The organism is Mycobacterium dioxanotrophicus (genome assembly GCF_002157835.1).
GTDB lineage: Bacteria > Actinomycetota > Actinomycetes > Mycobacteriales > Mycobacteriaceae > Mycobacterium > Mycobacterium dioxanotrophicus.
On the sequence record NZ_CP020809.1, the window covers coordinates 540,881 to 565,629 of the forward strand.

The 24,749-nt window shown below is 67.2% G+C and carries 30 protein-coding genes and 1 tRNA gene; 14 read left to right on the forward strand and 17 right to left on the reverse strand.

Features of this window, described 5'->3' with window-relative positions:
- Window positions 1-3 precede the first annotated feature (3 nt).
- A complete protein-coding gene (locus BTO20_RS02425; RefSeq protein ID WP_087073065.1) occupies window positions 4-417 on the forward strand; it encodes a pyridoxamine 5'-phosphate oxidase family protein in 414 nt (137 codons plus the stop codon).
- On the opposite strand, the gene BTO20_RS02430 is transcribed toward BTO20_RS02425, so the two are convergent.
- Window positions 405-2,012 (reverse strand): DUF2207 family protein, encoded by a 1,608-nt coding sequence (locus BTO20_RS02430; protein ID WP_087073067.1) that lies wholly within the window; start codon window positions 2,010-2,012, stop codon window positions 405-407. The two genes, BTO20_RS02425 and BTO20_RS02430, sit on opposite strands and share 13 nt — an antisense overlap.
- Window positions 2,013-2,036: 24 nt before the next feature.
- Here BTO20_RS02430 and BTO20_RS02435 point away from each other — a divergent pair, with 24 nt between their 5' ends.
- Window positions 2,037-3,377: a neutral zinc metallopeptidase gene (locus tag BTO20_RS02435; RefSeq protein WP_087073069.1), complete on the forward strand. Its 1,341-nt coding sequence runs from the start codon at window positions 2,037-2,039 to the stop codon at window positions 3,375-3,377.
- Window positions 3,378-3,380: 3 nt separating this feature from the next.
- On the opposite strand, the gene wzm is transcribed toward BTO20_RS02435, so the two are convergent.
- The 5 genes from wzm to BTO20_RS02460 are packed head-to-tail and all read right to left on the reverse strand — an operon-like array spanning window position 3,381 to window position 8,395.
- A complete protein-coding gene (gene wzm / locus BTO20_RS02440) occupies window positions 3,381-4,211 on the reverse strand; it encodes a galactan export ABC transporter permease subunit Wzm/RfbD (protein ID WP_087073071.1) in 831 nt (276 codons plus the stop codon).
- Window positions 4,208-5,125 (reverse strand): galactofuranosyltransferase GlfT1, encoded by a 918-nt coding sequence (glfT1, locus tag BTO20_RS02445; protein ID WP_087073074.1) that lies wholly within the window; start codon window positions 5,123-5,125, stop codon window positions 4,208-4,210. Before glfT1 ends, wzm begins: the two co-directional genes overlap by 4 nt.
- The gene (wzt, locus tag BTO20_RS02450) at window positions 5,112-5,912 is read right to left on the reverse strand and encodes a galactan export ABC transporter ATP-binding subunit Wzt/RfbE (protein WP_087073076.1); all 801 of its coding nucleotides are present in this window, start codon (window positions 5,910-5,912) and stop codon (window positions 5,112-5,114) included. Before wzt ends, glfT1 begins: the two co-directional genes overlap by 14 nt.
- Window positions 5,913-5,921: 9 nt before the next feature.
- Window positions 5,922-6,440, reverse strand: a complete 519-nt coding sequence (locus tag BTO20_RS02455) for a bacterial proteasome activator family protein (protein ID WP_087073079.1) — start codon at window positions 6,438-6,440, stop codon at window positions 5,922-5,924.
- Entirely contained in the window at window positions 6,437-8,395 is a 1,959-nt protein-coding gene (locus BTO20_RS02460) for a DUF6541 family protein (protein WP_087073081.1), read from the reverse strand. Before BTO20_RS02460 ends, BTO20_RS02455 begins: the two co-directional genes overlap by 4 nt.
- A 124-nt stretch (window positions 8,396-8,519) precedes the next feature.
- On the opposite strand from BTO20_RS02460, the gene BTO20_RS02465 reads away from it, so the two are divergent.
- Window positions 8,520-9,716 carry a cysteine desulfurase-like protein gene (locus tag BTO20_RS02465; protein WP_087073083.1) on the forward strand — a complete coding sequence of 399 codons (1,197 nt, stop codon included), beginning with the start codon at window positions 8,520-8,522 and terminating at the stop codon, window positions 9,714-9,716.
- Between the two features lie 115 nt (window positions 9,717-9,831).
- On the opposite strand, the gene BTO20_RS02470 is transcribed toward BTO20_RS02465, so the two are convergent.
- The gene (locus BTO20_RS02470) at window positions 9,832-10,800 is read right to left on the reverse strand and encodes an NAD(P)H-quinone oxidoreductase (RefSeq protein ID WP_087073085.1); all 969 of its coding nucleotides are present in this window, start codon (window positions 10,798-10,800) and stop codon (window positions 9,832-9,834) included.
- 67 nt (window positions 10,801-10,867) lie between these two features.
- Between BTO20_RS02470 and BTO20_RS02475 the strand changes: the two genes are divergently transcribed.
- Entirely contained in the window at window positions 10,868-11,380 is a 513-nt protein-coding gene (locus BTO20_RS02475; protein ID WP_087073087.1) for a MarR family winged helix-turn-helix transcriptional regulator, read from the forward strand.
- Window positions 11,381-11,399: 19 nt separating this feature from the next.
- Window positions 11,400-11,486, forward strand: a tRNA-Ser gene (locus tag BTO20_RS02480).
- A gap of 23 nt (window positions 11,487-11,509) precedes the next feature.
- Here the strand turns inward: BTO20_RS02480 and BTO20_RS39135 are convergent.
- Window positions 11,510-11,662, reverse strand: coding sequence for a class I SAM-dependent methyltransferase (locus tag BTO20_RS39135; RefSeq protein WP_157680117.1), 153 nt, complete (start codon window positions 11,660-11,662; stop codon window positions 11,510-11,512).
- A 187-nt stretch (window positions 11,663-11,849) separates the two neighbouring features.
- Here BTO20_RS39135 and BTO20_RS02485 point away from each other — a divergent pair, with 187 nt between their 5' ends.
- Entirely contained in the window at window positions 11,850-12,890 is a 1,041-nt protein-coding gene (locus tag BTO20_RS02485) for a YihY/virulence factor BrkB family protein (RefSeq protein WP_087073089.1), read from the forward strand.
- Between the two features lie 82 nt (window positions 12,891-12,972).
- On the opposite strand, the gene BTO20_RS02490 is transcribed toward BTO20_RS02485, so the two are convergent.
- Both BTO20_RS02490 and BTO20_RS02495 read right to left on the reverse strand, forming a co-directional pair.
- A complete protein-coding gene (locus BTO20_RS02490; protein WP_157680118.1) occupies window positions 12,973-14,004 on the reverse strand; it encodes a GGDEF domain-containing protein in 1,032 nt (343 codons plus the stop codon).
- Window positions 14,005-14,266: 262 nt separating this feature from the next.
- Entirely contained in the window at window positions 14,267-14,545 is a 279-nt protein-coding gene (locus BTO20_RS02495; protein ID WP_087073093.1) for a hypothetical protein, read from the reverse strand.
- A 223-nt stretch (window positions 14,546-14,768) separates the two neighbouring features.
- Here BTO20_RS02495 and BTO20_RS02500 point away from each other — a divergent pair, with 223 nt between their 5' ends.
- Window positions 14,769-15,170, forward strand: coding sequence for a VOC family protein (locus BTO20_RS02500; RefSeq protein ID WP_087073095.1), 402 nt, complete (start codon window positions 14,769-14,771; stop codon window positions 15,168-15,170).
- Window positions 15,171-15,191: 21 nt separating this feature from the next.
- Here BTO20_RS02500 and BTO20_RS41320 read toward each other — a convergent pair whose 3' ends face one another.
- From BTO20_RS41320 to BTO20_RS02510, 3 genes are read right to left on the reverse strand one after another with little or no spacing between them, the layout of a single operon-like run.
- Complete coding sequence (locus BTO20_RS41320; protein WP_408632228.1) at window positions 15,192-15,545, reverse strand: pentapeptide repeat-containing protein; 354 nt, start codon at window positions 15,543-15,545, stop codon at window positions 15,192-15,194.
- Between the two features lie 24 nt (window positions 15,546-15,569).
- The gene (locus BTO20_RS41325; protein WP_408632150.1) at window positions 15,570-16,082 is read right to left on the reverse strand and encodes a pentapeptide repeat-containing protein; all 513 of its coding nucleotides are present in this window, start codon (window positions 16,080-16,082) and stop codon (window positions 15,570-15,572) included.
- Entirely contained in the window at window positions 16,042-16,812 is a 771-nt protein-coding gene (locus tag BTO20_RS02510) for a helix-turn-helix domain-containing protein (protein WP_232491018.1), read from the reverse strand. The genes BTO20_RS41325 and BTO20_RS02510 overlap by 41 nt, the downstream gene beginning before the upstream one ends.
- Before the next feature lie 292 nt (window positions 16,813-17,104).
- On the opposite strand from BTO20_RS02510, the gene BTO20_RS02515 reads away from it, so the two are divergent.
- The 3 genes from BTO20_RS02515 to BTO20_RS02525 are packed head-to-tail and all read left to right on the forward strand — an operon-like array spanning window position 17,105 to window position 19,070.
- Complete coding sequence (locus BTO20_RS02515) at window positions 17,105-18,007, forward strand: TIGR04222 domain-containing membrane protein (RefSeq protein WP_198344232.1); 903 nt, start codon at window positions 17,105-17,107, stop codon at window positions 18,005-18,007.
- Entirely contained in the window at window positions 17,995-18,870 is an 876-nt protein-coding gene (locus BTO20_RS02520) for a DUF692 domain-containing protein (RefSeq protein ID WP_198344233.1), read from the forward strand. The genes BTO20_RS02515 and BTO20_RS02520 overlap by 13 nt, the downstream gene beginning before the upstream one ends.
- Window positions 18,867-19,070, forward strand: coding sequence for a hypothetical protein (locus BTO20_RS02525; RefSeq protein WP_087081513.1), 204 nt, complete (start codon window positions 18,867-18,869; stop codon window positions 19,068-19,070). The genes BTO20_RS02520 and BTO20_RS02525 overlap by 4 nt, the downstream gene beginning before the upstream one ends.
- A gap of 11 nt (window positions 19,071-19,081) precedes the next feature.
- Here BTO20_RS02525 and BTO20_RS02530 read toward each other — a convergent pair whose 3' ends face one another.
- Entirely contained in the window at window positions 19,082-19,501 is a 420-nt protein-coding gene (locus BTO20_RS02530) for a DUF5313 domain-containing protein (RefSeq protein ID WP_087073103.1), read from the reverse strand.
- Between the two features lie 68 nt (window positions 19,502-19,569).
- Between BTO20_RS02530 and BTO20_RS02535 the strand changes: the two genes are divergently transcribed.
- Both BTO20_RS02535 and BTO20_RS02540 read left to right on the forward strand, forming a co-directional pair.
- Entirely contained in the window at window positions 19,570-19,947 is a 378-nt protein-coding gene (locus tag BTO20_RS02535; RefSeq protein ID WP_408632151.1) for an ArsR/SmtB family transcription factor, read from the forward strand.
- A gap of 66 nt (window positions 19,948-20,013) precedes the next feature.
- Window positions 20,014-20,436: an FHA domain-containing protein gene (locus tag BTO20_RS02540; RefSeq protein ID WP_087073104.1), complete on the forward strand. Its 423-nt coding sequence runs from the start codon at window positions 20,014-20,016 to the stop codon at window positions 20,434-20,436.
- Here the strand turns inward: BTO20_RS02540 and pdxR are convergent.
- On the reverse strand, window positions 20,425-21,822 hold the full coding sequence (pdxR, locus tag BTO20_RS02545; protein WP_087073106.1) for a MocR-like pyridoxine biosynthesis transcription factor PdxR: 1,398 nt from the start codon (window positions 21,820-21,822) through the stop codon (window positions 20,425-20,427). The two genes, BTO20_RS02540 and pdxR, sit on opposite strands and share 12 nt — an antisense overlap.
- Before the next feature lie 47 nt (window positions 21,823-21,869).
- On the opposite strand from pdxR, the gene BTO20_RS02550 reads away from it, so the two are divergent.
- A complete protein-coding gene (locus BTO20_RS02550; RefSeq protein WP_087073108.1) occupies window positions 21,870-22,280 on the forward strand; it encodes a hypothetical protein in 411 nt (136 codons plus the stop codon).
- Window positions 22,264-23,190, forward strand: coding sequence for an NAD-dependent epimerase/dehydratase family protein (locus BTO20_RS02555; RefSeq protein WP_232491019.1), 927 nt, complete (start codon window positions 22,264-22,266; stop codon window positions 23,188-23,190). Before BTO20_RS02550 ends, BTO20_RS02555 begins: the two co-directional genes overlap by 17 nt.
- On the opposite strand, the gene BTO20_RS02560 is transcribed toward BTO20_RS02555, so the two are convergent.
- Together BTO20_RS02560 and BTO20_RS02565 are read right to left on the reverse strand one after the other, a co-directional pair.
- Window positions 23,177-23,992, reverse strand: a complete 816-nt coding sequence (locus BTO20_RS02560; RefSeq protein WP_087081517.1) for a crotonase/enoyl-CoA hydratase family protein — start codon at window positions 23,990-23,992, stop codon at window positions 23,177-23,179. The two genes, BTO20_RS02555 and BTO20_RS02560, sit on opposite strands and share 14 nt — an antisense overlap.
- Before the next feature lie 10 nt (window positions 23,993-24,002).
- Window positions 24,003-24,671, reverse strand: a complete 669-nt coding sequence (locus BTO20_RS02565) for a TetR/AcrR family transcriptional regulator C-terminal domain-containing protein (RefSeq protein WP_157680120.1) — start codon at window positions 24,669-24,671, stop codon at window positions 24,003-24,005.
- Between the last annotated feature and the right edge of the window lie 78 nt (window positions 24,672-24,749).

Sequence of the window (24,749 nt, forward strand, 5' to 3'; positions counted from 1 at the left end):
GGCATGGCGCCCGAGCATCCGGTGTCGGTCCTCGGTGAAGACGAAAGCTGGCGGCTGCTGGCCAGCGTGGCGCTCGGTCGCCTCGTCACCACGATCGGCACCAGAATCGAGATCTTCCCGGTCAACTACGTCGTCCAGCGGCGCACCGTACTGTTCCGCACCGCGGAGGGCACCAAGCTGATCACCTGCATCCTCAGCGATCGCGTGCTCTTCGAGGCCGACGATCACAACCTGATGAACGGCTGGAGCGTGATCGTGCGCGGCACGGCCGAGCTGTTGGAGACGCCCGAGGACATCGCCACGGCCGAGCGAGCACAGCTACTGCCCTGGACGGCCACCGTGAAACGTCGCTACGTGCGGATCACGCCGAGCGAGATCTCCGGGCGCTACTTCGAATTCGGCACTCAGCCCGACTGACCGGCCTGGCTTTGCGCGGCGACACCGTCGAGCAACGCTGCCAGTGTCGGCAAGCCGGCAGGCAGCGGCCGGTCACCGGCTGCGCGGTACCAGTCGACCGGACCGGCGCCGCCCCAGCGGTCGAGCCAGTTGTGCAGGTCGCCGAACGCATGGGCGTAGGGGATGGCCCGCGCGAACAGCACCGGACGGGCTGCGGGGCTGATGCTGTCCGGGTTGGTCACCGCCAGATACCGCCGCATGCCGCCGACGGCGAGGGCCAAGCGGCTGCCCTGCGTGGTGCGGTCGGGCAACAGCCGGCCCGCCGCGGCGACACCGCCGCCGAGCACCGCGACGGCCACGCCCCGCAGGGCGCCGGTTTCGAGCAGAGCCAGGACTACGGCCGCCGCGGCACCGAGGCCCAGTACGACGTAGCCGGCCAGCTCCACCCGGCGCGAGCGGCGCCAACCGGTGGCACTCGCCGTCAGCGCGGTCTTCGCGGCGGAGAGGTCGATCGGACGGGAGGACTGCGTGAGTTCGTATGCCGACACGGATTCCCGGTCGTCGGGGAGGATGGCTTCGACGACGGCACGTTCGAAGACCGTCGTCTCGCGTCCCAGCGGTGCGCGTCGGGAGATCTGGAAATCCATTGCACCCGAGGAGCGTTGCCGCTCGGCAAGCCAAAGGTAATTGCGCACAGCGAGATCGAGGATGGTCGCGCCGAAGTCCGACGGCCGTGGGTGGCCGGTCGTCGCGGTACCGATCTGGCAGGGCAGCACACCGTCGGGTGAGGCGAATGCCACCCCACCGTCGTGTGGCGCCAGCAACTGAACGGTGGCACCCGCCGTCACGGCGTTCTGGTCGGCGCGCCGCCGCAGCCAGGCGAGGACAACCAGGACGAGGGCGACGACGGCTGCGGCGAGTACCGCGATCAGGCCTGCGGTGTCCGAAGCCGGGGTCGTTTCGGATGCCGTCACCGTCGGCGTGAATTGCGCTGTCGCAGCGGCAGTTCCCGTCGGTAACAGCACCGAGAACACCGCGACATCAGCGGGCGCCAGGTTGTCGTTCCGGAACGAGACCGAACCATTCAGATCGGTCTGCGTGAGCGAGCACAGCCGTCGCACCCCGATCTGACCGTAGGCGCAAATGGGTGAATCCGGTTTGGCCGACGGTGATGTGAAGGTGCCACTGAGCTTCTCGATCGGCGCCGACCAGCCGGCCGCGAGCACCCACGTGAACTGTTGCAGGCCAGGGCTATCCGCCACGGAACCGCGCACCGAATAAGTCACCGTCGAACTGCCCGCGGGTGCGGAGATCATCAGCGCGTCGCCCTGCACGGAAGCCGACGCACCACCCGTCGTCGAGATGTCCGATACACCGAAATGCTGAGTGCGGTTGGCTTCCACGGGAACCTGCAATGGCACCCGGCCTACCGCATTCGAACCGTCCGGCACGGTGGTCGTGGTCGTCACCGCCAGCACGCCGTCGGCCTTGAGGTCCAGTTTGACGTCGACGGTGATCGGAGCGCTCTCCGCGTGGGCTGTTGTGGTCCCCACGGTCAGCCACGCCAACAGGACCACGACCAACGCTGTTGCGAGAACACCCCCACGACCACGCATGGTCGGCACAGTAACGTACCCGAAATGCAGTCGTGGGGTCCGTTCGGTCCGCCGCCCAAGTCCTGGGACAACGATCCTTTCGGCGCGAAAGCCGACCCGTTCACACCGGCGAAGTCGGGAAAAGCCCAGCCACAGGACCCGTGGGCCTCGGTCCCCGATTCCTGGGCGCCGGTGCCCAGGGCGTCCGCCACAGGCGCGGCACCCAGGCGTGGTGACACCGGGCAGTTCCGGGTCTGGCCGGGTCCTCAACGCCAGGCCCCACCCGCACACGGCGGCTATCAACAGGATCCATGGTGTTCCTACAACGCGCCGCCGAGGCCACCCTTGCCTCCGGCGCAGCGACCGGGCTATGTCGACCCGTGGGGCGGACAACCGGTCGGGCCGGCCGCCGGCTACCAGGTACCGGCTCCGGCGCCGAAAAGCCGTGCCCTGCCTGCCATCCTGATCGGGTCGGCAGCTGTCGTCGTGGTGCTCGTACTGGTGGCCGCAGGCGTTCTGGTGGTGATCAAACAGCAGAGCACCTCACATGCGAACGGCCCGGTCAGCCCCACCAGCGCCATCCCGACCACCCAGCTCACGTCGACGCCCAGCTACAGCGCCACGACGACCACCACCAGCGCGACGCCGACGGTGCTGCCGACGCCAGCCGGCCCGGCAGCGCTGGGGCAGAACCCGCTCTACACCGACTTCGATGCCGGTCTGCCCAAACAGCCCTGCAATCCGGTGGGCTGGCCCAGCGACGTACCCGCCGCGGACACGTTCTTTCAAAGCATCCTGCCCTGCCTCGATGCCGCATGGAGTCCACTGCTCAAGTCGGTGCGCATGGGATTTCACTCGGCATCCGTACTGGTGCCGGGCGGCACATCCATCACCACTCCGTGCGGAACCATGAGATCAGGGTTCGCGGCGTTCTACTGCAGCAGCAACGAGACCATCTACATGCCGATCCAGACGATCCAGGTCGATCTCTACGGCAACCAACCCTTCGTGTACCTCGGGGTGTTCGCGCACGAGTTCGGCCATCACGTCCAGAACCTCAGCGGGACGTTCGGGGAGGCACACAAGGAGATCCGCGACGCGGGCGCGAACTCCGATCTGGGGTTGGAGCTGTCGCGCCGGATCGAATTGCAGGCCCAGTGTTTCTCGGGAATGTTCTCCGGGTCGGTCGTGGACTCGGGCGGGATGTTCCATCAATCCGACCTCGACAGTGCCTCGGACACCGTCGGATACCGCGGTGACGAGCCAGGCGGCCCGCGCGACCATGGGACCAAAGCCCATGGCGAGGGCTGGTGGAACCAGGGCGCTCACGACAACAAGATCGGCCAGTGCAACACCTGGCTGGCCCCGTCCGACGACGTCTCTTAGCGGCTACACCCAGTACGGCACGCGGGCCCGGTACTGGCGCATGGCAATTGCCGCGAAACCCCAGCCGACCGCCGTCAACACCAGCACCACGACCCAGTGCCTGACCTCCTGGTCGGCGCCCAGCAGCGGGGCCCGCACGATGTCGAGATAGTGCAGCAACGGGTTCAACTCGACGATCTTGGCCCACGATCCGGCACCCTGCTGCTGCAGCGTGGACTCGTTCCAGATGATCGGCGTCATGAAGAAAAGCAGCTGCACCACCGACGCCAGCAGCGGGCCGATGTCGCGGTAGCGCGTGGCCAGGATGCCGAAACACAGTGACACCCAGACACAGTTGAGCACTATCAGTCCCAGCGCCGGGATGACCGCCAGATCGATCCACTTCCACGGCTTGGGATAGATGATCGCGATCACCACGAAGATGACGATGTTGTGGGCGAACAGGATCATCTGCCGCCACACCAGCCGGTAGACGTGCACCGACAGCGGGGTCGGAAGCTGTTTGATCAGGCCCTCATTGGCGATGAACACCTCGGAGCCCTCGAGGATCGATGCGTTGATCAGGTTCCAGATGATCAGCCCCAGCGTGACGTAGGGCAGGTGCTCCTCGAGCGGCAGCTTGAACAGTTTCGAGTACAGCAGACCCATCGCCACCGCGGTGGTGCCGGTGGCGATCGTGATCCAGAACGGGCCGAGCACGCTGCGGCGGTAGCGCTGCTTGATGTCCTGCCAGCCCAGGTGCAGCCACAGTTCCCGTTTGCCGAACCCCTCGGCCATGTCGCGCCAGGCCCGGGTCATCGTCTTGGACTGCGCCGCAGCGTCAGTGAACGTCATTGTCCGGTCCTTCCGAATCTCTCGCGTCTGCCCAAGCGCCGCAGGCGGATCCATTCGCGCAGGCCCGCGGGATCGCGGCGGGACACCAGAAAGTACCAGCCGAACCTCACCCATTCCTGTGGAAGTAGTTTGCGCAGCCCCGGCTGGGCGAGCAGATAGCCGCGGTTGCGGTAGGTGAAGAATCGCTTGGTCTCGTCGTCGGGATACTGGGTGTGCATCCTGCCGCCGAGGATCGGTTTGAACTCGTCGGTGCCACACGGGTGCAGATAGCTTGCCGTCAAACAGGTTCCGAACGGCAACCCCGAGCGCACCAGCCTGCGGTGCAGCTCCACCTCGTCGCCGCGGACGAACAGCCGCAGATCCGGGACACCGACGGCCTCCACGGTGGCGGCCCGGAACAGGGCGCCGTTGAACAGCGACGCGATACCGGGCAGGAGATCACCGGAGACGGAGGAGTCCTCGGCCTGCAGCTCCGAGACCAGCCTGCGCCACATCAGGCCGCGGCGCAGCGGGAATGCCAGCCGCCGGGGATCGTCGAGGTTGCACACCATCGGGGACACCTCGGCCAGGCAGTGCTGCTCGGCGCACGCCAGCAGCGTGGCCAATACGGTGGCGTCGGCGGGGCGGCCGTCGTCGTCGGCCAGCCAGATCCAATCGGACCCCAACGCCAGTGCGTGCAGCATGCCGAGCGCGAAACCGCCTGCGCCACCGAGGTTGCGGCGCGAGCCGAGATAAGTCGAGGGCACCGGTTGGCCGGCCACCAGTTCCCGCACGGCGGGGTCGTCGTCGTTGTCGACGACGATGAGATGGTCCGGACGACGCTCCTGGGTCACCACCGCGTCCAGCGACTTGGCCAGCAGTTCGCGTCGCCGGTGGGTGACGATCACCGCGGTCACGCGCTCAGTTGGTGCCACGCGCGGATTCCTCCAACACCTCACGCACCGTGCGCGCGGCATCCTCACCCTCATAGGAGCGGACGACCTCTTCGATGCCACCGGTCATCTTGATGGTGCCGTGGTCGATCCACATCGCCGTCTTGCACAACCGGGCCAGGAACTCGTTGGAATGGCTTGCGAACACCAGGATTCCCGAGCGCTCGACCAGGCTCTGCAACCGCGACTGGGCCTTCTTCAAGAAGTCCGCGTCGACCGCGCCGATGCCCTCGTCGAGCAGCAGGATCTCGGGGTCGATGCTCGTCACGACACCCATCGCCAGCCGGACCCGCATACCGGTCGAGTACGTGCGCAGCGGCATCGACAGGTATTCACCCAGCTCGGTGAACTCGGCGATCTCGTCGACCTTGGCCAGCATCTGCTTGCGGGTCTGCCCGAGGAACAGCCCGCGGATGATGATGTTCTCGTAGCCGGAGATCTCCGGGTCCATGCCGACGCCCAGGTCGAACACCGGTGCCACCCGGCCGCGGACCGTGGCCGAACCTCGGGTGGGCTCGTAGATACCCGAAAGCAGGCGCAGCAGGGTCGATTTCCCGGCGCCGTTGTGGCCGACCAGCCCCACCCGGTCGCCCATCTCCAGCGACATCGTGATGTCGCGCAGCGCCTCGATGACGACGACGTTGGACTGGTTGCGCCCGATGGCGCCGCCGGCCTTGCCGAGGAACGCCTTCTTCAGCGAGCGCGTCTTGGCGTCGAAGATGGGGAACTCGACCCACGCGTCGCGCGTGGAAATGTGTGGATCAGACAACAGCGGAACCTACAGGTACTGTCCGGTGCCCGGGTGCGCCGTCCCGCCGCGCGGGCCGCCCGGTCCGGCCATGCCCGGGGGCAGTGCGCCCTGGCGCATCTGTTCCAGCTGGGCGCGTGCGGCCATCTGCTGAGCGAACAGCGCGGTCTGGATGCCGTGGAAGAGTCCCTCCAGCCAGCCGACCAGCTGGGCCTGCGCGATGCGCAGCTCGGCGTCCGACGGGATCGAGTCCTCGGTGAACGGCAGCGTCAGCCGCTCCAGTTCCTCGCGCAGCTCGGGGGCCAGCCCGTCCTCGAGCTCCCGGATGCTGGTCCGGTGGATGTCGCGGAGCCGGTTGCGGCTGGCGTCGTCGAGCGGAGCGGCGCGCACCTCCTCGAGCAGCTGCTTGATCATCGTGCCGATGCGCATCACCTTGGCCGGCTGCTCGACGAGGTCGGTCAGCGATTTGCCGTCGGCTTCGGCGTCCGCGTCCTGATCGACGTCGCCCGGCAGGATCTCGATGTTGTCGTCATCGGGGTTGATGCTCATGACCTTCCCGTCGTCTGTTGGTCTCCGCGCCAGCGGTAGATGCGGTCTTTGCCGTTGTCGTAGATCTTCTCCCACGACTTCGACTTGTCTAGCGACACTAGCCCGTCGGGCATGGTGAACCCGCGCACCACCGGTGTGCTGGTCAGTACGTACTTGATGTTGAGGGCCTTGACGGCCTCGGCAACCCGCGGATCGGTGTCAGCATCATCGGCGTATGCCCAGAAAATGAACCGGTTATACCCAGGGCCCTGCTGCACCGGGTAGTCGTAGTGGGTCCACAGCGGGTGCAGCCCGGCGATCGCGTACATCCAGGCGCTGCCGTCGGTATTGGCGTCGCCGATCACTGTGCTGCGCGCGTCGGGCAGGCCGGCCAGGTATGCGAATGCGCGTAGTTTGTGGTCGGCGACCATCACAGAGTCGTACTTGTCGCCGAACAGGAACCGGTGCCGCGGGAAGTAGTGCCAGGCCAGCCCGACCGTGGCGGCGACCAGCACGACGCCTGCGGTGGCCCGGATCAACGTCTGCCGCTGCGTCACGCGGGCCAGCAGCATCGTCAGGCCCACCACCAGGGTGCACAACCCAATCGCCGCCATCGGTGCGTACAGCATGGTGACCACAGCCGACAGCCGCCGCGGGTCGCTGTAGAACAGGTCGCTGAACTTGCCGGTGACAGCCCCGATCGGGCCGCCGAACGGCGCGCCGGAATGCACGATCGCCACCATCATCAGCGCCCAGATCGCCAACGGCCACCAGATCTTCTTGATCAGCATGACCAGCCCGCCGATGGCAGCGAGCGCGATCAGCATGTTCTGGATCGGGAAGTCGTTGAGATGACGCGTGTGCTGCACCACCGCGGCGAACAGTGAGCGCTTGCGGCCCAGATGGTTGACGAATGCATGCCCGGCGATGATGTCGGCCTGGTCGGCCACGCTGAGGAACTGCGGCAGCATGATCAGCAGGGCAGGTACGCCCACCACGAGCAGCGTCACGGCATCGGGCACCCGCCCCCGCACCGGATTGCGCAGGCATTCCAGCAGCCACCACGCTGCCACCAGCAGCGCGGTGACGACACCGCCGGTGATGTGCACCGAGAACACCCCGACGAGGGCCAGGATGGCCAGCGGTATGCGGTCCCGGTGCCGCAGCGTCGAGGCGACGAGTACGAACGCAGGCACCGCGAGGCCGTAGGCCACCAGGTTCGGTACGGCCGCCACGTCGAACTCGACGTAGGGCACCGCCGTGAAGGATGCCGACAGTGCGGCTGCCGTCGCGGCGACGATGGCCGTGCGCGTCGGGCAGGTGAGCGGACGCACCATCTTCCAGGCCAGCATCGCGGCGCTGAGCGGGAACAGCCACACCGATGCCGCCACCGTGCCGACCGTGTACGCGGTGGTTGCCGCGGCACCGGTGATCTGGCTGTACACCGCGGCCAGCGCGTGAAACGCCGACGGGTAGTACAGGACGGCGTGGGTCTCCACGTTGCGTAGCTCACCCATGTGGGTGGGGGAGGCCTGCCCGGTGTCGAGGATGAAGCGCACGGTGTTGGCGTGCCACACCGAGTCCCACGTGCTGGGGGCGGACTGCCAGTGCACCAGCCCGGCGGTGGCCGCCCACATGATCAGCAGGGCACCGAGCACAACGCCGGCTGCCACGATCAGAACGGGCCCCCGCGACGGCGTCAGCTGTTCGGCGTCGCGGTCCCGATACCGCCCCAGCAGTCTGCGCAACCCTGCCGCAGCCGCGGCTGTAAGCGCCACAGCAAACAGTGCCGACCAGCCGTTCCAAGGCACGCCAATGGCACCGAACGGGACGATGAACAGCGCAACGATGCCGTAGGTCAAGGCCGGGCCTATCGCCACGGCCGCCGGCAGGGTGAGGCCACCCGCACGTGCGGTCAGCGCCCCGGGTATCACTAGCAACAACAGTGCGATTAGCACTCCGAACCCGAAGCCCACTGGACTAGTATGGCTGCCCAGGGCGACCTGGTCCGGCGCGGCCTACACGGCGGAAACACGCGGTCGGGCGCTCACCCCGATCGTCTCAGCTTGTGTTGTTTGCGAACGCTCTAAGGTGGCTGGCATGGCATACGACGTCGCCCGGGTGCGTGGTCTGCATCCGTCGTTGGGCGATGGGTGGGTGCACTTCGATACCCAGAACGGCATGTTGGTTCCGGACGCGGTCGCGACGACGGTCTCGACGGCGTTCCGCGGCTCCATGCCCACAGCGGTCGGACCCCACCCTTCGGCTCGCCGCAGCGCGGCCGTTCTCATCGCGGCTCGCCAGGCGGTCGCAGATCTGGTCAACGGGGATCCCCGCGGTGTGGTGCTCGGCCCCGACCGCTCACACCTGCTGACCGCACTGGCCGAGGCATCATCGGCCCGGGTGGGGCTCGGTTACGAGGTGGTGGTGACGCGCCTCGACGACGAGGCCAACATCGCGCCGTGGCTGCGGGCCGCGAATCGTTATGGCGCCAAGGTGAAGTGGGCCGAGGTCGACATCGAGACCGGTGAGCTGCCGTCCTGGCAGTGGGAGGGGCTCATCGACAAGCCCACCCGCCTGGTGGCGATCGCATCGGCGTCGTCGACCCTGGGCACCATCACCGACCTGGGCGAAGTGACCAAACTGACCCACGAGGTCGGTGGGCTCGTCGTGGTCGACCACTCGGCCGCCGCGCCGTACCGGCTGTTCGATCTCGAGGAGACCGACGCCGACGTGGTCGCGCTCAACGCCGTCGAATGGGGTGGCCCGCCCATCGGTGCCCTGGTCTTCCGGGACCCCTCCATCATCGATTCGTTCGGTTCGGTATCGCTGAACCCCTACGCGACCGGGCCGGAGCGCCTGGAGATGGGCGTGCATCAGTACGGTCTGCTGGCCGGTGTGGTCGCCAGCATCGAGTACCTGTCCAACCTCGACGAGGCGGCGATGGGTACCCGGCGCGAAAGACTCGCGGTGTCAATGCAATCCGCGTCGGCGTACCTGAACCGGCTCTTCGACTACCTGCTGTCGTCGCTGCGCTCGCTGCCGTTGGTGATGGTGATCGGCAGGCCCGAGGCGCACATTCCGGTGTTGAGCTTCGCGGTGCGCGACGTGCCCGCCGAGCGGGTGGTGCAGCGGCTGGCCGACAACGGCATCCTGGCGGTCTCCAACGTGAACTCGCGCGTGCTCGACGTGATCGGCGTCAACGACATCGGTGGCGCGGTCACCGTGGGGCTCGCGCACTACTCGACCATCGCAGAAGTCGACCAGCTGGTGCGGGCCCTGGCCTCGCTGGGCTGATCTGTGCTCCTCGCGTGCGCAGGCTGATCTGTGCTCCTCGCGTGCGCAGGCTGATCTGTGCTCCTCGCGTGCGCAGGCTGACTTGTGCTCCTCGCGTGCGCGGGCTAACCCCCGCTCACACTCGCAACAGCACTTTCCCAGCCACCTCGCCGGAAGTCAGCAGCTGATGGGCCCGCTGGGCCTGCTGGATCGGCAGCTCGGCTCCGATGATCGGGCGCACTCGGCCGTCGGCGACCATCGGCCACACGTTGTCCACGACCGCCGCGACGATCTCGGCCTTACCTCCCGGGCCGTCGACCGGCCGTGGCCGCAGTGACGTTCCGATCACGCCGGCCCGCTTGGAGATGAGCTTGCCGATGTTCAGCTCGCCCTTCACGCCTCCCTGCATGCCGATGACGGTCATCCGTCCGCCGACAGCCAGGGCGTCGACGTTGCGGTCCAGGTAGGCCGCACCCATGATGTCGAGGATCACGTCGGCGCCGCCCTCGGCCTGCACGACCGCCACGAAATCCTCGTCGTGGTAGTTGATGGTGATGTCGGCTCCCAGGCTGCGGCACAGGGCGAGCTTCTCGGCTGATCCGGCGGTCACCGCCACCCTGGCACCGAGCGCATGGGCGACCTGGATGGCGTGGGTGCCGATGCCGCTGGCACCGCCGTGCAGCAGCACGAGATGTCCCGCGGACAAACCCGCGGTGTTTACCAGGTTCGACCACACCGTGCACGCCACCTCGGGCAGGGCGGCAGCCTCGTCGAGGGTGGTGCCGTCGGGCACAGGCATCACCTGTGCGGCGGGCACCGCGACGTATTCGGCGTACCCGCCGCCTGCCAACAGGGCGCACACGGGCTGGTCAACAGCCCACTCGGTGACGCCATCGCCGAGGCCGGCGACGATGCCCGAGACCTCCAGTCCGATGGTGTCGCTGGCCCCCGGTGGCGGCGGATACTTACCCGCCGCTTGCAGCAAGTCCGCGCGATTGACGCCGGCGACACCGACGCGGATCAGAACCTCACCTTTGCCGGGACTGATGTCAGCGACGTTTTCCCAGGTCAGCGAGCCGTCCGCGGCGGCGACGATTGCATGCATTTCTTGAACGCTACAACCCTTGGGTTTCGGGCACCCAGCAATACTGACGTCCCTTACGATTGCGCCCATGTCAGGCATGATTGCCGGGCGCACGGCGGGTGATATGCCGGGCCTGGATATTGCCGAGCAGAGATCGTGGCAGCACTATCTCGACTCGGCCTTGCGGTTGTACGCGACTCTGAACCGGTCGCTTGTCGATGAGCATCACCTCACGCTCAACGATGTCCGGCTTCTCGACATGCTCGATAAGTCCTCCACCGGCTCGGCACGGATGGGGGATCTGGCGGAGCGCCTCATGTCCCTGCCCAGCCGGGTCACACGGCAGATCCGTCGATTGGAGGTGCAGAACCTCGTCACGAGGTGTGCCAGCCCCGACGACGGCCGCGGCGTGATCGCGACCATCACCGACGACGGTCGGATGGCGGTGCGGGGTGCGATGGTCACCTACGGGCAGTGCGTCCGTGCGCACTTCCTCGGCAGACTGTCCCGGCCCCAGATCGCTGCGATGGGCGAGAACTGCCGTCGGATCAGCGTCGCCCTGCAGTCCGGAGCGCCGCCCGCCAAGCTGGGCCGCGTGTAGACCCTTTACGCTTGTCGGCGGTGGCGTGGCAGAGCGGCCTAATGCACTCGCCTTGAAAGCGAGAGACGGCTAACACCGTCCGGGGGTTCAAATCCCTCCGCCACCGCAGCTCAGGGCATGTTCCCGGCGTCAAGCCAGCACGACCGCCCGCCGGGACTCCGCGATGTTGGCGGCCGATGTCGGGTCTAGATCGCTGACGGTCACCCGTGCGCGCGGATGCCGGCGCAGAATCTCGTGCGACGGCTTGCCGTGCCCGCACCCAACTCCAAGGGGCTCTGTCACGCCGGCTACCTGCTCCAAATCCAGCTGAGCGAACTTTTCATGGGTGCCTCGCCTGGGACCCAATCGATCGATCGTCGCCCACCCACTCCGAACGCGGTCCAAATTCTGCAGCGTCGCTTCAGGTTCGTTACATCGTCTAGCAGGGTATACAGCGCTCCATAACTTCGGTGACGGAGGGAGGCGGGTCGTGGGACTGACCGATCGCCTCGATGCGGCGCAGCAGCGCCATCCGGCGTTCGGCTATCCGTTGGCGGTGCTCTATAAGTTCATCGACGATCAGGGCGGCTACTTGTCGGCGCTGATCGCTTACTACGCCTTCGTCTCCCTCTTCCCGCTGCTGCTGTTGCTGTCGACCGTCTTGGGTTGGGTGCTGGCCGGTCATCCGGCGCTGCGCGATCAGGTGCTGCATTCGGCGTTGCACGAGTTTCCCGTGATCGGGTCACAATTGGGCGAACCCAAGCAGATCAGCGGAGGCATCGCCGGCGTGGTGGTAGGGACGTTGGGAGCGCTGTACGGCGGCCTCGGCGTCGGCGTGGCGCTCCAGAACGCGATGAACACCGTGTGGGCGGTTCCACGCCACCATCGCCCAGACCCGCTTAAAGCGCGTGGTCGGAGTTTGTTGCTGTTGGTCACCGTGGGTGCAGCATTGCTCGGAACGACGGTGTTGTCCGCGATCAGCGGCGGAACAGGAGTCTTCGGCCTCGGCGTCAAGGTCGCGGTTTTCGTGGCGTTGTGGGTTGTGAACACCGCAGCGTTCGTCACGGCGTTTCGGATCAGCACGGAGCGCGAGTTGACCGTGGGGCAGGTCGCCCCCGGTGCCGCAACCGCGGCGCTGGGCTGGCAGCTGTTGCAGTCCTTCGGCGCTGTCTACGTCGGGCATGTGGTCAAGAGCGCCAGCGCGACCAATGGGGTGTTCGCATTGGTCCTGGGAATGCTCGCCTTTCTCTACGTCACCGCCGTTCTGGTGGTGGTGTGCGCGGAGATCAACGTCGTGCGGGTGGACCACCTTCATCCGCGGGCATTGCTCACCCAGTTCACCGACAACGTCGATCTCACCGCTGCTGATCGCGACGTGTACACCGGACAGGCGACAGCCCAATGCAGTAAGGGCTTCGAGAACGTAGAAGTTACGTTCGATTCACCGCCGCACGCTGACGAAGCGTCCCGCAGCCAGAGTGCATCAGCCCCTCCTGCAACCACACCGACCGCGATGTCCCCGGAGCGCTGAGCCGCACTCAACGTCACCGATTCCAGACGGCGTGCAATGTGTTGGTGGTGGCGCCGTAGTCGACCGCGAGGCCACACCTGGGTCATGTGGGCTGAACCGTGCCGTCGGTCTCGCGCCGGTGCACCGCGCACGCCCCGCCGCCGGACCGCTTCACCCCGTACATGGCGGCGTCGGCGTGCCGGATCACATCGTCGAGCGAGAAGTGCGGTTCCGTGGCCGCCATTGACGCGACACCGACGCTCACGGACAGCTCTCGGCCGCCGACGTCGATACGGGTGAGCACATCCAGCCGATCCAGTAATGCCGACATGCCGCCGGGGTCGTCGATCAACGTCACCAGCACCAGCTCGTCACCACCGAGCCGCGCGGCGATCTCCCCCGGGCGGACGATGGACCGCAGCCGCTCCGCCATCGCAATCAGCGCCACGTCGCCGGCCGCGTGGCCATCCTCGTCGTTGAGCCGCTTGAACCGGTCGATGTCGCACACCGCCACCACCAGGTCCGCCTGCGGTGTCTTGCCCGCCAGTACTCGACGCACCGCCGCGTGCATGCCGCGACGGTTGCGCAGCCCGGTCAACTGATCACGGTGGGCCGACCGCGCGACTCCGGCGACCGCGCGACGGCCGCTCTCGATGAGGACGCAGCCGGTCAGTGGCACCAGGACCACCCACATCAGTGCCGGCATGTAGATCGTGAACAGACCCCACAGGCTGGCGTGCCGCACCAGCACTGCCCAGCCGGTGATGCCGCCAATCACCATGGCGCCGAAGGCACAGTGCACCGCCAGCAGCCGCGCACCGAGGAGGAACCCGACGAAGACTCCCGTGACGCCGAGATACAGGGTGGTGGACAGGCGCGCCTCGGTGGTGGACATGGTCGCTGCGACGGCGGCCACGGTGATGTCGGCCCATGCCACGAAGGCGACCGCGACCTCGTACCGCGGCCAGGGTCGTCGCAACCATCGGCACCCGATCACGGCACCGGAGATCACCGCCGCGGCGTGTACCGATCGGGACGCGACGCCGGTCGGCCCCGCCGGATTGAACTGGACGATGATGCCCAACCCCGCCAGCGCGAAACAGCTCAGTGCCGTCACCAGACAGAAGGCGCGCATGAAACGGCCGTCGCGCAGAGCGCCAGTGGCAAACTTGAACTCGGCCCTACCCAACCAATTCTCCGTCTCGCCGTGCGGCTTTTCCTGGAACAAGCTGCCACGTAACGGACTGGAGTGTGCCCCATGGGGAAGATTTGGCACATTCTCGTGTTGTTGCCGTGATGACTTGGGCACTCACCATGCCGAGACCCTGCGCGGCGTACCGCGGCCTGATCTCAGTGGCGACAACTGGTGCCGGGCACCTCACGGGCCGGCCCCATGATCAGGGCAGGCCGGCCTCTTCCGAGGGCAGCGCCGCCGTGCCCGTGATCGACGGCTGGGCCTTGCTGACGCTCGGCTCGGTCGGCGGTGTCGAGGTGGTGGTCGTCGCACCCAGCGACATGAGCGTGTGGCCGACGGTCGGTGGTGGCGGAGGCAGGTGTACCGCGACGCTGCTGGAATCGCCAGAGGTGGTACCCAGCCAGCCCAGCGCCACCACTGCAGCACCGCCTGCTACCGCTGCAAATACTCGGACCCCCACCGTCTTCTTGTCGGCTGCCATGAGCCGAACCTCCCTGTTCTGTGCAAGACCGAACCTGCGCCGCGCCAGCCCTGTTGGGACGGGACACGTCGTACTTGAGGGTTGCCTCTGAGCCTCATTCCAAACCACAGACGGCCGAGCGGTGCCGGCGCTGCGCTTGCGCTCGATGAGTTTCGGTGGCGGGCGCGGTCCGACCATGTGACGGCATCCGACAGGGCTGCCGCGGACCGCAGGGAGTCTGCCGATGCACACCGTGATGTTCGTGAACCTGCCCGTCGCCGACATCGAGCGGTCGCGGAAGTTCTTCAGCGAGCCCGGGTACACGTTCAACGAGAAGTTCAGCGGCGAGAGCGCTGTGACGTTGGTGCTCGGCAACGACCGATACGCGATGCTGCTGCAGCGCGACGCCTTCGACGCTCTGCACCCGCTGGAGACTGCGGACGCATCGAAGATCAAGGAGTGTGTCGTCTGCCTGGGCGTCGAGAGCCGTGACGCGGTGGATGCGTTGGTGGACCGTGCCATCGCCGCCGGCGGCGCCCCGGGGGACAGTGAAGATCTCGGGTTCATGTACGGCCGCAGCTACAGCGACCCCGACGGGCATGCGTGGCAGATCTTCTGGATGGACCCGGCCGCCGCGGACGAGTAGCGGCGCTCTAAGGACTGGCCCTCAGCCCGTAGAGTCAGACTCTCGACGTTGAATCTGCGGAAACGGATATTTGTACGGTGTGAGTTGCGGCTTGACGGTCGGCGGCCACGCCTCTGGAAAGACTGTCGGCGGTTTGACGGCCGGAGAATCAGTCCATGCGAAGTTCACGTCGTGCCACGACCGCGGGTTGGTGAATTCGGTGCGCGATCCTTCCCCGAATTCGGCGGATCCAAAATCTGCCGATCCACTGAAGTCCGCGTTGTCGAATGTGGTCGTGCCGATGAATTTGGCTGTGCTGAAAAGTGTTTCGCCGTCGAAGTGGACGCGGTCAAACGAGGTGTTGCCCTCGAAGTGCGCGATGGGGAACGACTGTATTCCGCCGAAGCGGGAGTCGTTGAATTATGTGTTTCCCGCGAATTGCGCGCCATCGAAGCTGGCGTCACCGGTGAACTCACTGTCGTCGAAGCGTGTTTCGCGAGTGAAGTGAGCCCACCGGAACAGCGTCGTTCCGGAAAAGTGCGTTGATCTGAATGAGGCGATCCCGGCGAAGTAGACGCCACCGAAATCGGAGTTGTGTAGGTGGGCGCCATCGAGGTCGAAATCTCGGTGCGACCAATCACCTGGCGTTGGGCAGGGATTCGGCAGTGCGTATGTTCCGCTCACCCTCGGTCGCCGCGTTCCCCATAGCTCGGCTGGCTGCAGATGATTGACGAAAATCTTGACGATCGTGTCGCGGACCGGACTGTCGGGCGGTGGAGTGTTGTAGTCGTACCGCTCGGGCGACGGGCCGCTGAGGTGATGCGTGCGCAGGTAGGTGCACAACACGTCGATGGGCACCTGTGCTTCCTGACTGTTTCCGATGGCCCGCGCCTCAGGTGTTGCGGCGGTAGACCGTCGGGGTGACGCCGACACGTTGCTTGAACATCGTGGTGAAGTGGCTGGGAGTGGCGAACCCGAGCGCAATGCTGACCTCGGTGATCGGCAGAGTGGTGGTGGCCAGCAGGGTTTTGGCTCGTTGGACGCGTTGGTCGAGCACGTATCGGTACGGCGTCACGCCGAAGGTGCGCATGAAAGCCCGCCGGAAGCCGTGGACGGTCATGTCGACAAGCCCTGCAAGACTGGGAATGTCGATGTCGGTGTCCAGGCTGTCGTGCAGAAATTCGATGAGCAGCCGTTGCTCGTCGGAGTCGAGGGTCCGCGCTCGTGATGGCGCGGATGGCAACTGCCCGTAGTGGTCACGGATGTGCAGCGAAAGCCCTTGGGCCAGAGTCTCTCTCAACAACCGGGCCAGGACGTCGTCCCGTGCGGCGACATGGGCGATCTTCTCGATCAGGTGATGCATGAAGGGATCCTGCTCGCCGGCCACCGGCCGTAAATCGGTGTGGCCGAGGGTGGTTGGTGAGAGGCTCAGCTGCGCGAACTCACAGGCCACGTCCCGTGCCTGGGCGGTTGACCGCTGATCGGCGGGTATGACCCACACGGTGCTCGGGCGTGGGGTGACGGGCCCGGCCGGCCCCTGGTCGAAGCCGACCTCTTTGGACGACGCGTCGCCGCGGCGCCAAACCAGGACCATGGGTTGTGTCGCAGAAAACGACCAGTCGACGACTCTTTCGAACTGCTGAGTGACGAAGCCGATTGTCATACCCGGGATGCTGACATCTCGAAGTGGTTGGCCGTCAATGTTATTGATGACAAAGTCGGCTTCGTTGCCGGTTTCGGATCGGTGCGTCACAGTGGCCCGTTGAACGGTTGCTGAGCAAACACTCCTATATATTAACGTCCAAGTCGACCATCGCGGCCGGCCGCCTCATGGTATGCACACCAATGTTGGCTCCGTCCAGACGAATACACGGGGCGAAGGCGTCGGCGGAAAGTTGGGACCGGTAGCAGGGCTGGCCGGAGCAGGATCGAGTGACTCACACACAGGAGGCGGCGTGATCGAGAGGTACTCGGACCTGGTGACCGGACCGACCGGCGGATATCTGGCCGCGCTGGCCGTGGCCGCTGTCTGCGGCGTGGTGTGGCGGATCCTCGCGACGCCGCGCAGACCCGCGGTGACGGAGCCGATCAGCCCAACGGAGCTGGCGTTTCTGCGCTCGGCGGTTGCCCCGGTGGTGGCAGCGCTGGCGGGTTTGCGCGCCGGCGGGCGGATCACCGAGCGCGGCCGGGTGGACCATTCCGTACCGGCCGGTCCGGAGGCCGACCACTTCACCGCGCAGCTGTTGCACCGAGTCGCCGGCGACCCCGAGCACACCGTGCCGAGCCTGTTCGCCGCATCCCAGGATGATCTCGCTGCCCTGGAGGACCGACTGAGCCGGCGCGGCCTGGTGCGGAGTCGGGCCGAACGCCGGCGGATGCGCTGGGGCGCGGCCCCCTCGGTCGCGGTCTTGGCGATGGGCGTCGGCGCATCCGTATACCTGGCGACGCGGCTGTCCGAGCTCCCCGGCGCCGCAGGGCCTTTCGTGGTGCTGGTGACCACGACGGTGGTGTATGCCGCGGCGGTGCTCCCGCTCCTCCTCAGCGCGGATCGTCTTACCCGCGCAGGCCGTCGGTTGCTCGCGGCACAGCAGCAACGGCTCGCGTATCTGCGGCCGGCGCAGCGCCCGGCTTTCGGCACGTACGGTCCGGCCGCGGTGGCATTGTCAGCGGCGTTGTTCGGCACCGGCGCACTGTGGTTGCTCGACGCCGACTACTCGAGCGCCGTGCAACTGGCGGGGGACTCGTCGGCGGGCGGCGGCTCGGACGGCGGCGGCTGCGGGGCGTCGTGCGGCGGCGACGGTGGCGGTGGCTGCGGGAGCGGATGCGGTGGCGGTTGTGGCGGAGGATGCGGCGGATGAGCACCGCGAGCCGCAGCGTGCCCGCGCTGGGCGACGTGGGGATCGGCTGGCGGCGTGAGATCGCCGGAGTGATCGGTGATCTGCGGCCGGGGTTCTGCGAGGTGATCGCCGAGTCGGTGACCGTCCGCCGCGGCAAAGCCCGGCCCCATCCGGCCCTGGCCCACCTGGTGTCCTCGGGTGTGGCGGTGGTGCCCCATGGGGTGGCGCTGTCCCTCGGTGGTGCAGAACCGGTGCAACGCAACCGGGTTCGGCACCTGGCTGCCTGCGCCGAGGCGCTCAACGCGCCCGTGGTCAGCGAACACATCGCCTTCGTGCGAGCCGGTGGGATCGAGGCGGGGCACCTGTTGCCGGTGCCCCGTACCCGGGAGGCCCTGGCCGCGTTGACGGCGAACATCGAGCGCACCAGACGCGAGCTACCGGTGCCGTTGGCGGTGGAGAACATCGCGGCCTTCGTGGAGTGGCCCGAATCAGAGCTCACCGAATCGGAGTTTCTCAGCGAGCTGGTGGAACGCACCGGGGTGCTGTTGGTGCTTGACGTGGCGAACGTCTATGCCAATGCCCGTAACCGGGGACGCGATCCGCTGCGGGAGCTCGCGCGGCTGCCGGCGGGGCAGGTGGCCTACAGCCACGTCGCGGGTGGGCACGACGACGGCGACTTCTACCACGACACCCACACCGCCCGGACTCCGCAGGAGGTGTTGGACTTGGTCACGGCGCTGCGGCAGCGGGTGGACACCCCGTTCATGCTGGAGCGCGACGGCCGGTATCCGCCTGCCGCCGAGCTGTTCGACGAGCTCGACGCGATCGCCGCAGCGTCCGGGGCCGCGCCGATCACGGCCGGGGCGCGCGAGGTGTGGGCGTGACGGGGCCCGGAAGCTTGGCGCAGCGGCAGGAAGCGCTGGTGCGGGCCCTGGTGGCCGGGGGCCCGGTACCGCCGGGATTCGATCCGCAGGCGGTGGCCGCGGCGGGCGAGGTGTGTCGGCACAAACGCGATGCGCACGCGCGTTCGGCCAGCAGGCGGCCGGGGTGGTGGTCTCGGCTGCGGAGACGATCGCGCCGCTGACCGCTCGGGGGTCAGACGTCGTGGCTGCTGGTCGGGCCTGTGCGGGGCCCGTAGCGCTCTTCGTATGCCCGGTGGATGTGGGCGTTCTTCTTCCGGGAGAGCTCGTCGACGAGGCCGGGGTTGAGGCCGTGCTTGGCGAGCATGTGGCGCCGCCAGACTTTGTTCAGGGCGTGGGAGAAGTACACGAACGGGATGAAGATCGGCACCGTCATGCTCGCGTGCAGGTACAGCGACATCGGGATGAACCAGATCGGCGCCAGGACCAGGACGGCGGGGATCGCCACCCGGAACATCATTCGGGCGGTCGCACCGGGTCCTGCCAAGTCGTTGGCGACCCAGTCGCGCATCGAATCAGGTAGTCGTCTGCCGTAGCAGTACGCGACATACTGGAGTGGGCCCGGTTTCGTACGCGGGGTGTGACCGGTGGGCATTGTTGAAGGGTATCGCTCGGTATGATGGATTGCGAGTTTTCTCAATTCATCAATAACGGAGGGTAGCGGTGGTGGACAGCATCCTTGACGGTCCCGACCGGCCGCTGTACGAGATCAAGGCCAATCTGTTCAAGGCCCTGGCGCACCCGGCACGGATCCGCGTTCTGGAGATCCTGTCCACGAGTGAGGGCCCCACCCCGGTCAGTGAAATACTGGCTGCCACCGATCTCGAACCCACTCTGCTCTCCCAGCATCTCTCCGTTCTCAAGCGTCACCACGTCGTCAGTGGGCACCGCACGGGCAACGCGGTGTACTACACGATCGCGCACCCCAAGATCGCCGAACTGTTGCTCATCGCCCGGATGTTTCTCGCTGATACCCTTGCCGCCCAACGTGATCGCCTCGACGCCGTCGAGTCGCTACCGCCTATCGGTACGCCGCGATAGGAGCCGGGCCCGCCATCCCCGATACCCGGGGATACGCCACATTCTCAACGACACGAGGAACCCGACATGACCCACGCCGATCCGACCCGGAAGCCGGACGAGGACGTCACCGCGGTGCACCACGCGCTTTCCGAGCCGGCCGCAGATCCCAACCCGCGCAGGGTGCCGACGGCGAAGGGGGCATTCCTCGGCTCCGGGGTTCTCGCCGTCACCCGCGGGCCGATCGTCGGCGCTCAGTTCATCTTGACCCAGCCGGTCACCGCTGCCGGCCGACATCCCAACAGCGACGTCTTTCTCGACGACATCACGGTCAGTCGCCACCATGCCGAATTCCGTTGGCTCGACGATGAATACTGGATCGTCGACACCGGGAGCCTCAACGGCACCTTCGTCAATCGCGTCCAGGTGCAGTCGTTACCGCTGTCGAGTGGCGACCAGATCCAGATCGGCAAGTTCCGCCTCACCTTCACCTACCATCTACTGCCCTGACGCGGCCGACGCGGCTTGGCGCAGCGCTTGCACGCCCGTGATGATCTGCGATTCGGGCAGGTTGGCGTAACCCAGGATGAGACCGGGCGGAGCCGTCGCCGGATCGGCGTAGCACGGTGCCAGCGGCTCGACACGGATCCGCATCGACGTGGCCTGATGGATCAACGCGTCGATCGGGAACTGCGCGGGGAACCGCACGGTGAGGTGTACCCCGGCGGCGGCACCGAGCACGGTGGCCTGCGGCAGATACTCGGCCAGCGCACGCATCATGGTGTTGCGCCGCGCCAGGTAGCGGCGGCGCATCTGGCGCAGATGCCGATCGTAGTCACCGGAGGCCAGGAATCTCGCGAACGCGATCTGGTCCATCACCGAACTGCCGGTATCCGCAAGGCTTTTCGCTGTGCGGATGGGCGCGACGAGCGGTTCGGGTAGCACCATCCAGCCGATTCTCAGGCCCGGTGCCAGGGTCTTGCTCGTCGACCCGAGGTACACCACGCGGTCGGGCGCCACACCTTGGAACGCGCCGACCGGGGCGCGGTCGTAGCGGTATTCGGCGTCGTAGTCGTCTTCGATGACCAGGCCTCCGCGGCGCACCCACTCCAGCAGTGCGGTGCGCCGCGCGGCGGACAGCACGACGCCCGTCGGGGACTGATGGGCGGGCGTGGTCAGCACGGCGTCGGCGCGGCTGTCGGCCAGTGCGTCGACGTCGAGTCCCTGCTCGTCGATGCGGATCGGGATGGGGTCGATTCCGTTGCGCCGAAGCACCATTCGGTGCAACCAGAACCCGGGATCCTCCATCGCGACGGCGCCGTCGACGCATTGGGCCAGCAGGGCGATGGCCTGGGTTGCCCCGGAGCACAGCACGATTCGTCGTGGATCGGCGACGACACCGCGGGTACGTCGCAGGTAGTCGGCAACGGCGGTGCGGGTCGCGGGCAAACCGTGCGGATGCGCGTAGCCGAATGCGCTCGACTCGATTCCGGTCAGGCCTTGGCGCAGTGCCCGCAGCCAGGCCTGGCGCGGGAAGCTTGCGAGATCCGGTGCGCCAGGCGCGAAGTCGACGTCGTAGCGGTGTTTTGCCTCGGAGGTCGTATCGGGTGCCCCGGACACGGAGGTCACGTCGGCGACGCGGGTACCCGCGCCCTGGGTGCTGTGCAGGAACCCTTCGGCGGTGAGTTGGCCGTAGGCGTCGACCACCAGCCGTCGGGACACGCCCAGGTCGACGGCAAGTACCCGGGTGGAGGGCATCCGGGCACCGGGGGCCAGGCGTCCGGTGCGAATGGCGGCGCGCAGCCCGTCGGCGAGTTGGCGGTGCAGCGGGTCACGGCTGGAGCGGTCGAGGACGACAAGCAGTTCCGGTCCCGAATTGGTACCCGAAACTGTCATGGAAGTGGAGCCTACTCTGAGACCACTGCAGGGTTAGCGTATTGGGTATGGCGACTACAGCGGCTCGCACCCATTCGCGTTACGCCGAGGTGGTCCTGGCGGTGTTCGGGACGTATTCGGTGCTGCTCGGCCTGTTCATGCTGGTGGCGCCGGGCGCGTTCTTCGACACGCTGGGAGCCTTCGGGGTCCGCAATGACCACTACATCTTCGACAATGCTTCATTCGAACTGCCGCTCGGGCTGCTCATGTTCGGCGCCCTGCGCTGGCCGCGGTGGCGGGTGCCGACGTTGGCCTTCGCCACCGCGCACTGGGCGCTTCATGCGCTGAGTCATCTGATCGACCCCCACCATGCGGCGGGCAACTGGGTCGGCTGGCTGGAGGCGACGGGATTGGTGTTCACCACCGTGCTGTTGGCAATAGCGTTGCGCGCCAGCATGTCCGATGAAGGGAGAAATTAAGATGCGGGTCCTGGTGGCCGGTGCTACCAGTGTTCCGGGGATTCCCCTGCTGCGTGAGCTCGGGGAGCGCGGCCATGACGTGATCGGCGTGACCCGTTCGCCGGGCAAGGCGGGCGAGATCTCTGCCCGCGGCGCCAAACCGGTGCTCGCCGATGTTCTCGACGCGGCCCAGATCAGCTCGGTGGTCAAGGAATTCGCGCCCGATGCGGTGGTGAGCCTGCTGACCACACTGCCCAAGCTGGGCCCGATCCGGATCAAGGATTTCGAGCCGGCCACGCGGTTGTGGAGCCGCGGTGCCGGCAATCTGCTGGCCGCTGCCCAGCAGGCCGGGGTGGCGCGAGTGGTCGCCGAGTCGGTGATCTTCGCTTACGGCTACGGCGCGACCGGCCCCGCCCGGATGGATGAAACCGACCCGTATCCGGGTCCGCCGCCGCGCGGGGGAGCGGAGATGCTCGCCGCGTTACGCGGCATGGAGCGCGCTGTGCTGGGATCGGGCGAACACAGCAACACCGAGGGAATCGTGTTGCGCTACGGGGTTTTCTACGGACCCGGTGTCACCCATGACGAGCTGTTCCGGAAGCTGGCCCGCTGGTGGGCACTGCCCGCGATGACCGGAACCGGGATCGTGTCGTGGGTGCACATCGAGGACGTCGCCAAGGCCACCGCCGACGCCGTGGAGCGTGGCGGCGGTGGCGAGCTCTACAACATCGTCGACGACCGGCCGCAGTCGTTCGGCGATTACGTTCGTGAGCTCAACGGAAGGCTGCACCGCCCGCGGCCCTGGCCGATATCGCACCGGCTCGTCGGGCTGCTCGCTCCGTACCCGGCGACCGCGTTCGGCACCACCTGGCTGCCCCTGTCCAACGCGAAAGCCAAGGCAGACCTGGGGTGGACGCCTATTCCCCGGTGAACTGCGGCGGGCGCTTCTGGAACATCGCGGTGACCGCTTCGGCCAGGTCCTTCGACGGCAGGAACGCCGAGTTCCACGCCGCCACGTAGCGCAGGCTCTCCGACACCCGGGCGATGCGCTGCTGATCGAGCACGTCCTTGACCCCGGCGACGGTCAGCGGCGGGTTGGCCGCGATCTCGGCGGCGGTGGCGCGCGCGGCGGCCAGCGAGGCGTCGGCGTCGGCGTAGACGTCGTTGACCAGACCGATCTTCTCGGCACGGGCGGCGTCGATATCCTTGCCCGTCAGCACGAGTTCCCGTAGATGCCCGTCGGAGAGGATCAGCGGGAGGCGGGCCAGGCTGCCCACATCGGCGACGATGGCCAGCTTGGTCTCACGGACCGAGAACTTCGCGTCGGCGCTGGCGTAGCGGATGTCGGCCGCGCTGATCAGGTCGACGCCGCCACCGATGCACCAGCCGTGGATCGAGGCGACGGTGGGTGTTCGGCTGTCGGCCACCGCGGTGATCGCGGCCTGCATGCCCTGCAGCTTCTTGTGGAAGTCGGCGCGGGCCTTGGCGCCCGCGTCGAGGCCCGGCAGGGTGGCGCCCATGGCAGGCAGGTCGAGCCCGTAGCTGAAGTTCTTGCCGGATCCGGTGAGCACGATGGCGCGGACTTCCGGGTCGGCGTCGAGCGTGCCGAACACCTCCGGCAACTCCGCCCAGAACGCCGGCCCCATCGCGTTGCCTTTACCGGGCCCCAGCAGGGTGACCTGGGCGACGTGGTCCTTGACGTCGACGGAAACGGACTCGTAGGTGTCAGCCATGCAGGCGACACTACCCAACCGGTCGGTCGGGTCGTGCACTCAGTCGTTGCCGCACCGACGACACCAGTAGCTCGAGGCCGAACTCGAACTCGGCGTCGTGATCGCACGCGGCCAGCTCGTCGGCCGACTCGGCGACGGCAGGCAGATGGGCGGACAGCAGGTCGACGTGCGGGCCTGCGATCACCGTCGCTGCGGATCCGTTGGCCGTGACGCCACTTTCGCGCAGCAATGAACCGACCAGAAATGCGATGTGTGCCCGCATCACGTGCACGGCGAGCGAGCGCTCCAGGCCGGCCCGGCGCAGCGCCCGCAGCGCCAGGTCGACGATGGGCAACAGCGTGGGCCGGTCGGGGCTGCGCACCAGGAGCAGCGGCGCGCTGCTCGGATACCGCATGGCCGCGGTGCGGAACGCGTACGACGTCGCGCGGACGGCGTCGGGCCAGTCCATGGCGTCGACGTCGGGGATCACGACCGAGCTCAGAACGTGGTCGGCCATCGCGTCCAGCACGTCGGCCTTGTCCGACACGTGGTGGTACAGCGACGTCGTCTTGACTCCGACGGCCGCGGCGATCCGGTGCAGGGACAGCTTCTCCAGCCCGTCGCTCTCGGCGAGATCGAGTGCGGCCGTGATGATTTCGTCACGGCTGAGCGGACCGCGGAGAGTGGTTCGAGCAGCCATGGCGGCTCCGTCCTGAAGATTGCGGCCGGCGGTGCGCACCGCCCATCGTAAGGTGACGCGCAAAACGCGAGGTCGGCG

Bases quoted from the DNA above. Each gene is read 5' to 3' on its own strand.
- BTO20_RS02550 (WP_087073108.1), top strand. From the start codon at position 21,870: ATGGCGACTACAGCGGCTCGCACCCATTCGCGTTACGCCGAGGTGGTC.
- BTO20_RS02490 (WP_157680118.1), bottom strand. From the start codon at position 14,004: ATGCGCGCCTTCTGTCTGGTGACGGCACTGAGCTGTTTCGCGCTGGCG.
- BTO20_RS02430 (WP_087073067.1), bottom strand. From the start codon at position 2,012: ATGCGTGGTCGTGGGGGTGTTCTCGCAACAGCGTTGGTCGTGGTCCTG.
- pdxR (WP_087073106.1), bottom strand. From the start codon at position 21,822: ATGACAGTTTCGGGTACCAATTCGGGACCGGAACTGCTTGTCGTCCTC.
- BTO20_RS02530 (WP_087073103.1), bottom strand. From the start codon at position 19,501: ATGCCCACCGGTCACACCCCGCGTACGAAACCGGGCCCACTCCAGTAT.
- BTO20_RS02475 (WP_087073087.1), top strand. From the start codon at position 10,868: ATGTCAGGCATGATTGCCGGGCGCACGGCGGGTGATATGCCGGGCCTG.
- BTO20_RS02520 (WP_198344233.1), top strand. From the start codon at position 17,995: ATGCGGCGGATGAGCACCGCGAGCCGCAGCGTGCCCGCGCTGGGCGAC.
- BTO20_RS02495 (WP_087073093.1), bottom strand. From the start codon at position 14,545: ATGGCAGCCGACAAGAAGACGGTGGGGGTCCGAGTATTTGCAGCGGTA.
- BTO20_RS02455 (WP_087073079.1), bottom strand. From the start codon at position 6,440: ATGAGCATCAACCCCGATGACGACAACATCGAGATCCTGCCGGGCGAC.
- BTO20_RS02560 (WP_087081517.1), bottom strand. From the start codon at position 23,992: ATGGCTGACACCTACGAGTCCGTTTCCGTCGACGTCAAGGACCACGTC.
- BTO20_RS02555 (WP_232491019.1), top strand. From the start codon at position 22,264: ATGAAGGGAGAAATTAAGATGCGGGTCCTGGTGGCCGGTGCTACCAGT.
- BTO20_RS02565 (WP_157680120.1), bottom strand. From the start codon at position 24,671: ATGGCTGCTCGAACCACTCTCCGCGGTCCGCTCAGCCGTGACGAAATC.
- BTO20_RS02465 (WP_087073083.1), top strand. From the start codon at position 8,520: ATGGCATACGACGTCGCCCGGGTGCGTGGTCTGCATCCGTCGTTGGGC.
- BTO20_RS02510 (WP_232491018.1), bottom strand. From the start codon at position 16,812: ATGACAATCGGCTTCGTCACTCAGCAGTTCGAAAGAGTCGTCGACTGG.
- BTO20_RS02435 (WP_087073069.1), top strand. From the start codon at position 2,037: ATGCAGTCGTGGGGTCCGTTCGGTCCGCCGCCCAAGTCCTGGGACAAC.
- BTO20_RS02500 (WP_087073095.1), top strand. From the start codon at position 14,769: ATGCACACCGTGATGTTCGTGAACCTGCCCGTCGCCGACATCGAGCGG.
- BTO20_RS02540 (WP_087073104.1), top strand. From the start codon at position 20,014: ATGACCCACGCCGATCCGACCCGGAAGCCGGACGAGGACGTCACCGCG.
- BTO20_RS02425 (WP_087073065.1), top strand. From the start codon at position 4: ATGGCGCCCGAGCATCCGGTGTCGGTCCTCGGTGAAGACGAAAGCTGG.
- BTO20_RS02470 (WP_087073085.1), bottom strand. From the start codon at position 10,800: ATGCATGCAATCGTCGCCGCCGCGGACGGCTCGCTGACCTGGGAAAAC.
- wzm (WP_087073071.1), bottom strand. From the start codon at position 4,211: ATGACGTTCACTGACGCTGCGGCGCAGTCCAAGACGATGACCCGGGCC.